Origin of the sequence: Mesorhizobium sp. M7A.T.Ca.US.000.02.2.1 (assembly GCF_003996995.1) — a bacterium.
Taxonomy (GTDB): domain Bacteria; phylum Pseudomonadota; class Alphaproteobacteria; order Rhizobiales; family Rhizobiaceae; genus Mesorhizobium.
In genome coordinates this window covers 1-7,893 of the sequence record NZ_RZTT01000284.1, presented here as the reverse complement: position 1 = coordinate 7,893, position 7,893 = coordinate 1, and the positions used below count along the sequence as shown (strand labels likewise).

General features: G+C 63.0%; 8 protein-coding genes. 3 read left to right on the top strand and 5 right to left on the bottom strand.

The annotated features are described in order from the left end of the window. Window positions 1-81 precede the first annotated feature (81 nt). Entirely contained in the window at window positions 82-1,902 is a 1,821-nt protein-coding gene (locus tag EOD15_RS23430) for an NAD(P)/FAD-dependent oxidoreductase (RefSeq protein ID WP_127408870.1), read from the top strand. Window positions 1,903-1,975: 73 nt separating this feature from the next. Here EOD15_RS23430 and EOD15_RS23425 read toward each other — a convergent pair whose 3' ends face one another. Continuing rightward, window positions 1,976-2,566, bottom strand: coding sequence for an HD domain-containing protein (locus EOD15_RS23425; protein ID WP_127322954.1), 591 nt, complete (start codon window positions 2,564-2,566; stop codon window positions 1,976-1,978). Beyond that, on the bottom strand, window positions 2,563-3,714 hold the full coding sequence (locus tag EOD15_RS23420; RefSeq protein ID WP_127322955.1) for a gamma-butyrobetaine dioxygenase: 1,152 nt from the start codon (window positions 3,712-3,714) through the stop codon (window positions 2,563-2,565). Before EOD15_RS23420 ends, EOD15_RS23425 begins: the two co-directional genes overlap by 4 nt. Window positions 3,715-3,836: 122 nt before the next feature. On the opposite strand from EOD15_RS23420, the gene EOD15_RS23415 reads away from it, so the two are divergent. Further along, window positions 3,837-4,715 (top strand): LysR family transcriptional regulator, encoded by an 879-nt coding sequence (locus EOD15_RS23415; protein ID WP_127408869.1) that lies wholly within the window; start codon window positions 3,837-3,839, stop codon window positions 4,713-4,715. Between the two features lie 4 nt (window positions 4,716-4,719). On the opposite strand, the gene EOD15_RS23410 is transcribed toward EOD15_RS23415, so the two are convergent. Genes EOD15_RS23410 through EOD15_RS23400 form a run of 3 tightly spaced genes read right to left on the bottom strand, consistent with a single transcriptional unit; the run spans window position 4,720 to window position 6,162 of the window. After that, window positions 4,720-5,247, bottom strand: coding sequence for an N-acetyltransferase (locus tag EOD15_RS23410; protein WP_127322649.1), 528 nt, complete (start codon window positions 5,245-5,247; stop codon window positions 4,720-4,722). Between the two features lie 44 nt (window positions 5,248-5,291). Then, window positions 5,292-5,594, bottom strand: coding sequence for a hypothetical protein (locus tag EOD15_RS23405; RefSeq protein ID WP_127322650.1), 303 nt, complete (start codon window positions 5,592-5,594; stop codon window positions 5,292-5,294). 4 nt (window positions 5,595-5,598) lie between these two features. Then, window positions 5,599-6,162: an XRE family transcriptional regulator gene (locus EOD15_RS23400; protein WP_127322651.1), complete on the bottom strand. Its 564-nt coding sequence runs from the start codon at window positions 6,160-6,162 to the stop codon at window positions 5,599-5,601. Window positions 6,163-6,316: 154 nt separating this feature from the next. Here EOD15_RS23400 and EOD15_RS23395 point away from each other — a divergent pair. Then, window positions 6,317-7,893, top strand: a 1,577-nt coding sequence (locus EOD15_RS23395; protein WP_148129624.1) for an ATP-binding protein, incomplete at its 3' end; no start/stop codon positions are given.

Genomic DNA, 7,893 nt, shown 5'->3' with positions numbered 1-7,893 from the left:
CTCTGACGATACTTGATCGTCCGGCGGCAAGCCCGGCGGAGCGACCACCATGACGATCTGGATTTCACGGGAGGAAACCTGATGCTCGACAAGCCCTCTAGCAAGAACACGGCCCCTAGCAAGAAACTGTCCGACCTGCTCGATCAATTCGGCGCCGCGCTGGCTGCCAATGACATCGAGAAGGCGGTCGATTGCTTTCAAGAGGATTGCTACTGGCGCGACCTCGTTACCTTCACCTGGAACATCAAGACCATGGAAGGCCGCGACCAGGTCCGCGACATGCTGAAAAGCCAATTGTCGAACACCAGGCCGTCGCACTTCGCCATCGCCAAGGGCGAGGACGCGACCGAGAGCGGCGAACTGATCGAGGGCTGGATCAGCTTCGAGACGGAGGTGGCACGCGGCTTCGGCCATGTCAGGCTGAAGAACGGCAAGATCTGGACACTGCTGACCACCATGGCCGAACTGAAAGGCCATGAGGAGCCGGCAGGCTTCGCGCGGCCGATGGGCGCCAGGCACGGCTCGGGCAAGAACCGTCCGACATGGAAAGAAGAACGCGAGAGGGAAGCCGCCGAGCTCGGCTTCAAGACCCAGCCCTATACGGTCATCATCGGCGGCGGCCAGGGCGGCATCGCGCTCGGCGCGCGGCTGCGGCAGCTTGGCGTGCCGACCATCATCATCGAGAAAAACGAGCGGGCCGGCGACAGCTGGCGCAAGCGCTACAAATCGCTCTGTCTGCATGACCCGGTCTGGTACGACCATCTGCCCTATATCGATTTCCCCAAGAACTGGCCGGTCTTCTCGCCCAAGGACAAGATCGGCGACTGGCTGGAAATGTACGCCAAGGTGATGGAGCTGAATTACTGGTCCTCGACCGAGGCCAAAAGTGCGTCCTATGACGACAAGACGAAGGAATGGACCGTCGTCGTCCACCGCGACGGCAAGGACATCACGCTGAAGCCCAAGCAGCTGGTGCTGGCAACCGGACAGTCCGGCAAGGCCAATCTGCCGAAATTCAAGGGCATGGAGACCTTCAAGGGCGACCAGCACCACTCGTCGAAGCATCCGGGTCCCGACGCCTATGCCGGCAAAAAGGCCGTTGTCATCGGATCCAACAATTCCGCCCATGACATCGCTGCCGCACTTTGGGAAGCTGGTGCCGACGTGACCATGGTGCAGCGCTCGAGTACCCATATCTCCAGGTCCGACACGTTGATGGAAATCGGACTGGGTTCGCTCTATTCGGAGCAGGCGCTGCAGAATGGCATCACCACCGCCAAGGCCGATCTCATCTTCGCTTCGCTGCCTTACAAGATCCTGCACGAGTTCCAGATCCCGGCCTATACCGAGATGAAGAAACGCGATGCGGCGTTCTACAAGGGATTGGAAAAGGCGGGTTTCATGCTCGACTGGGGCGACGACGAGTCCGGCCTGTTCATGAAGTACCTCAGGCGCGGCTCTGGCTATTACATCGATGTTGGCGCCTCGCAGCTGGTTATCGATGGTTCGATCAAGCTGAAGAGCGGCGTCGACGTCGAAGAGATCAAGCAGCACTCTGTTCTGCTCGGCGACGGGTCGGAACTGCCTGCGGACCTCATCGTCTATGCCACGGGCTACGGCTCGATGAACGGCTGGGCCGCCGATCTGATATCCCGCGAAACCGCGGACAAGGTCGGCAAATGCTGGGGCCTCGGCTCGAACACCACCAAGGATCCCGGCCCCTGGGAAGGTGAGCTGCGCAACATGTGGAAGCCGACGCAACAGGAGGCGCTGTGGTTCCACGGCGGCAATCTGCACCAGTCACGACACTATTCGCAGTTCCTGGCGCTGCAGTTGAAAGCCAGGCAGGCTGGCTTGGCGACGCCGGTCTACGGGCTGCAGCAGGTGCACCACAAGGGATAGGCGAGCGCCATTCCTGCGGAGTAAAAAAGGAAGGAGGCATGGCTTGCACCCTGCCTCCTTCCTTCGAGGGGAATTACGCCGGCTTACCCGCGGCGAACTGCTTCACCACCCGCTGCAGCAGCGGCACGTAATCGCGAAACGCCCGTGTCTTCATGTTGGCGATCTTGCCGCTCTCGTCCCAGATGCGGACCCGGACCGCTTCCTCGTGGAACGGGTTCTTGCGGAACTCGGCCACTTCATCGGCGCTCATCGGCCCGCCCTGCAGCGACAGCGTATGCACCGAGGCCTGCGACAGCCTGCCGAAATAGGTCTGGTCGGTGGCGCAGAGATAGCGCTTGGCCGCGACATGCAGCCTGACGCATTCGACGATGACCGGCGGAAAGAACGGCGCCAGCACCTCGCCGCCGGCCTCGTCATGATGCTTGTCCTCGACATCCTCGGGCGAATAGGTGCCGAACTCGCTGGTGTAGTGGCCGATGTCGTGCAGCAGCGCCGCCGCCACCAGCTCGTCCGGCGCGCCGTCCTGCTCGGCGAACCAGGCGCCCTGCAGCATGTGCTCCGACATGGTGACGGGTTCGCCGAGATAGGATTCGGCACCCCGGCGCTCGAAGATGTCGGCGATGAACTCGACGATGGTGTCCGCGTTCAAATCCTGGCCGCTCATTCCGCCACCTCCTTGAACCCATGCTCGATTGCGGCCAGCGTCGACAGCAGACCGTCCTTGTCTGCGTAACAGCCCTGCAGCCAGCGCTTGCCGGTACCGGAAAACGCTTTGCGGGCATGCATGACGCGCGTGTTGTCGACGATGAACGCCTGCCCCGCTTCGAGCTTGAACGTCACCTCGAAGGATGTATCCTCGATCAGTTCCGCAAACCGGCGATAGGCGGCGTAGTACGCTTCCATATCGCTGAACGGCACGTCGACCGTCGGCGCCAGGGAGCGGTTGTTGAAGCGGATGCAAATCAGCTCGCCATCGGGCCCGAGCTCGATCATCGGCCGCTTCGCCTGCAGCCGCACGCCGGAAGAGCCGGCATATTCGAAGCGCGCCGGGCATGAGCTCAGCAGCCGGAAGCCTTCCGGGTTCTCAGCCTGCAGCGCAGCCGCGACGGCAAACCCATCGACGACACTGGACTCGCCGCCCTCAACCGTATTCTCGATGCAGGACAGGATCTGCAGCGTCGGCACAGGGTCGCGATAGGGGTTGTCGGTGTGTGCCTGGAGGCCGAGATTCGTGTAGGCGAGATTGTTCGGATTGACCTCGGCGCGCACTTCGAACCAGCGCCCGTAATTGGTCTCCCTGATGTAGCCGAACAGATCGGATACTTTGCACAGCGCCCCGGATTCGGTCGGCAGATCTTCCATCATCGCGAAGCCATAGGTTTTCACCGCCGACAGCCATTGCCCCAGCACAGCACGATCGCGGCTGGCCGCAACATAGCCGGCGCGCGGTACCGAATTCTGCATCGAGGCCTTGGTCCATCGCACGGTGGCCTCGCCTGTCCAGCCCGGCTGGCGGCCTGCGTCACGATCATAGGCATTGGCGCTCAGCCATGCCGCGGGAAAGCTGACCGTCTTCTGCTCGGGCACGAAGCTGACTTCCAGGGCGCCGCCTTTGATCGACGCGGCGCCGATCCTGGTGTTGGCGGGAATGTCGAGAATGGTGATGAGCCGTTGACCATTGCCGGCGCTGCGCGTCTTGTCGTCCAGCGCATTGTCGCGCAGCCACATGGCGTGAAAACGGCTGCGCGACCCGTCCTGCCAGCCAAGGTCGATTGTTCTGCCTTCGTCGCCGATCAGCGCGTGGGTGAGCATGGAGATCCGTTCCTGTTCATTGCGTCCCCCGCAGCCTGATCCGCAGGGTTTCGATTGCATGTTGATCGCGCGACAGGCATAACTCAAATTATCATTTTTTAGCCAATGACCGCAGAATACTAATGGCTCGTACAAATACACCCGTGCCGCCTCTGGACTGGCTGCGCAGTTTCGAGGCTGCGGCGCGGCTGTCGAATTTCACCGCGGCGGCAGCCGAACTCGGTCTCACCCAGGCAGCCGTCAGCCAGCACATCCGGTTTCTCGAGGAGCGGCTCAAGACACGTTTGTTTTCGCGGCTGGCCCGCGGCGTCGCACTGTCGCCGGAGGGTGCGGCCTACTTGCCCCACATCCAGTCGGCCTTCGCCACCATCGGCAACAGCACCGCGGAACTGTTCGAGCCGCGCGCGGTCCAGACCGTGACCATCCGGGCGCCGATCTCCTTTGCCTTGCTGATGCTGGTTCCGGCGCTGCCCGATCTGGCAAAGGCATTGCCGCGCATCCAGCTCGATCTGGTGACGATCCATCGCCCTGCCGACTACGATCTGCCGGGCTCGGTGCTCGACATCCGCTTCGGCAACGGATCGTTCCCCGGACGCGAAGCCGACAGGCTGACCGCCGAGCGGCTCGTGCCGGTGGCCGCACCCGCGCTCGCCGGCGACGACAACTGGCCTTCCCTGCCGCTGCTTCTGGTCGCCGGCGCGCGCGAGATGTGGGCGGAATGGTTCGCCGCCGCTGGACTGGCTGGCCATCCCAGACGATCGCACCGCTTCGACAGTTTCGTCACCGCCATGGAGGCGGCGAGCGCCGGCGCCGGCGTGCTTTTGGGCTCGCGGCCGCTGGTCGATGCGGCGCTCGACAGCAAGACGCTGGTCAAGCTTTCCGACTATGAACTTTCCAGCACATCGGGGCATTTCCTGACCAAGGCGTCGACAGCACGCCTGACCGGAGCCGAACAGGATTTCCGCCAATGGCTGCTCCTGCGCCTCTCCGCGCCGGCATGACTGGTTATGAGATTGGCCCGATCCGCTTCCAGTAGATCAACGTGCCGGTCAGCCCGCCATGCGGCTTCAGGGCATAGTCCGGTATCTCACCGGCCAGCGTGAAGCCCAACCGCTCATAGAGGCCTGAGGCGCCCTCCTCGGTCGCCGTGTCCAGAACCAGCAGCGTGCGGTCCTTCTCCACGGCGAGGCTCTCGGCGGCTCGCATCAGGCGCGTTCCCACACCCCTGCCCCGGTAATCGACTGATGTCATCAGCTTGGCGATCTCGGCCCGGTGCGGCTGGTTGGGCGGACAATCGAGCAGCAAGGTCACTGTGCCGACCAGGTTTTTGCCGTCCCATGCGCCAAGCACCGCTCTTTCGCCCCTTGCCGCCGCGGCCAGCGATTTCTCCCAGAACGTCCTTGCCGCCTGCGTCGCCAACGGATGCATGAAGCTGACCGAACCGCCGGCCGCCACCGTTGCGACCAGCAATTCGGTCAGCATGTCCTGCGTCTCGGCAGCCGGGTTCAGGGTTGCGATCTCGATCGAGTTCATGTGCAGGATATCCTGTGATTGCAATAGAAGCGGGCGCATTGCTGTCAGTCCAGACGGTGCGCGCGGCGTCGCTTTCGCGCCGCCTTGATGGCGCTGATGCGGTCGGCGTCTTCGTGCCCGAGATGCCGCCCGCGCTCGAGGATCTCGAGCGTGTACTCCTCATAGGTCAGGCCAAGCCGCTCGGCCATGCGCAGCAGCATCACCTCGTGGCTCGGCGCCTTCCACGCCTTGGCATGGGCGGCCTGCCAGGCAAGAAAGATGTAGGGATCGCCCTTGCCCCATGGCGGGCCCTTGTACTCATCGAGAGGCGGCCCCCCATTGTGGGAGCGCTTTGGTCTTCTTGCCATTGTGTCAGCCCCTGACCAGCGCGACGAGATAGTCGGCGCCGGGCTCGAGGGCGTGGAAGGTGCAGTCCGACGGCGCCCCGAGCGCTAGGCAGTCGCCTGATACAAGCCTGTGCACTGTCTCACCTTCGACGAATTCGAGCCGCCCGGAAATCAGCCATATCTGCTGCTTGATGAAGGCGTATGAAGCGGCCGGAAAACTGACCTTGGCGCCCGCCGGCAGATGCACCTTGATCAGTTCCAGCGGCATATCGCCAGCCGGCGAAAGATGCCGCCTGACATAGCCGGTGTCGGGATCGCGCCACACCGGCTGGTCGGCCTCGCGCAATATCCCGCCGCCCTGCAATTCCGCGCGCGCGATCAAGGTCGACAGCGTCATGCCGAAGGCCGACGCGATGCGCACCAGAAGCGCCGCCGTCGGGCTGGTCTTGCCCCGCTCGATCGTGCTGAGCATCGCCTTCGAGACGCCGGAATGCTCCGCGAGTTCGGCCAGGGACCAGTCGCGCACGGTCCTTTCGGCGTGTATCCTGCGGCCGATCGTCGAGGAAATGTCGTTCGCTATATCATCCATATGTCTATTATAGTGAAAAATAGACGCCGGAGAAGAGCCGGCTGACGACAATTTTCACGAGCCCTTTAATGCTCTCTACACCATCCGACATCATCGGGCCTTAACCCCATTCGGGTAGGATCGATGCTCCAGGGAAATGGGGATTGGCCTGTCCATGTATGTCGAACGCGAAGCCTCCGTTGGAGAACCGACATCGCAGGAGCGCCGCGACGCAGAGCAGAACGACAAGCGCATCCTCGGCAATGTCGTGCAATGCGATGGCGCGCGCGCCACCATCAGCGCCTATGCGAATGACGCCGACGGCGCGGTGACCGGCCTGTGGACGGTCGGCAAGATGATTTCCATCAATCTCGGATCGACGCGAACCGTCGGCCTGGTCTACGCAATCGGCAAGTCGGACCGCGCCTGGAGCAATGAGGGCCAGAACGCCATCGAGGTCAGCATCGAGCTGATCGGCGAAGTCCGTGACGGAGCAGAGCCCGGCGCCAAACCGGTCTTCGACCGCGGCATCACCACCTATCCGCATATCGGCGCCGTTGCGCATCGCATCCGCACCCGTGACCTGCAGGCGGTCTATGATCTCGCCGGGCGTCATTCGATCACGATCGGCACGCTCGCGCAGGACGAGACGATCGCCGCCAACATCGCCATCGACGATACGCTGGCGCGTCACTTCGCCATTGTCGGCACAACCGGCGTCGGCAAATCCACCGCCGTCTCGCTGCTGCTGCGCAAGTCGATAGCGGCACGGCCGGATCTGCGCATCCTGATCCTCGACCCGCACAACGAGTTCGCTGCATCGCTGCCCGAATACTGCGTCAGGGTCGATTCCAAAACCTTGGATCTGCCGTTCTGGATGTTCAAGCTCGAGGAATTCGCCGAGGTGCTGTTCCGGGGCCGCGAGACCGAGCCGGAAGAAATCGACGCCTTGCGCGACCTTATCCCGGCCGCCAAGAATCTCTACCGCAACCCGAATTCGGGCTCCTATATCAGGCGCGGCAGCGATGCGTTGACCGCCGATACGCCGGTGCCCTACCGCATCGCCGACCTGCTCAAGCAGATCGATGAGCGCATGGGCATGCTCGAAAGCAAGACCGATCGCCCGACACTCAAATCATTGAAGACGCGCATCGAATCGGCGGCGGCCGATCCACGTTATCGCTTCATGTTCAACTCTCGCCTGATCGAGGACACCATCCACGAGACGATCGGCAACATCTTCCGAGTGCCGCATCATGGCCGCCCGGTAACCTGCTTCGAGATGGCCGGCATGCCGTCGGAAGTGGTCAATTCGGTCTGCTCGGTGCTGGCGCGCCTGGCCTTCGACCTCGCTCTGTGGAGCGAGGGCAAGCTGCAGCTCCTGTTTTTATGCGAAGAGGCGCACCGCTATATGCCGGCCGACCCGCGCCTCGGCTTCGCGCCGACAAGGCACGCGCTGTCGCGCATTGCCAAGGAAGGCCGCAAATATGGCTGCTATCTCGGCGTCGTCACCCAGCGCCCGGGCGAGCTCGACCCGACCATCCTTTCGCAATGCTCGACCTTCTTCGCCATGCGGCTTGCCAATGAGCAGGACCAGGCGATCATCCGCTCGGCGATTGCCGACTCTTCCGCCTCGACGCTTGCCTTCCTGTCCTCCATGGGCCAGCGCGAAGCCATCGCCTTCGGCGAAGGCGTGGCGACGACCATGCGGCTGAAGTTCGAAAAACTGCCGAGTGACCTGCTCCCCGGCAC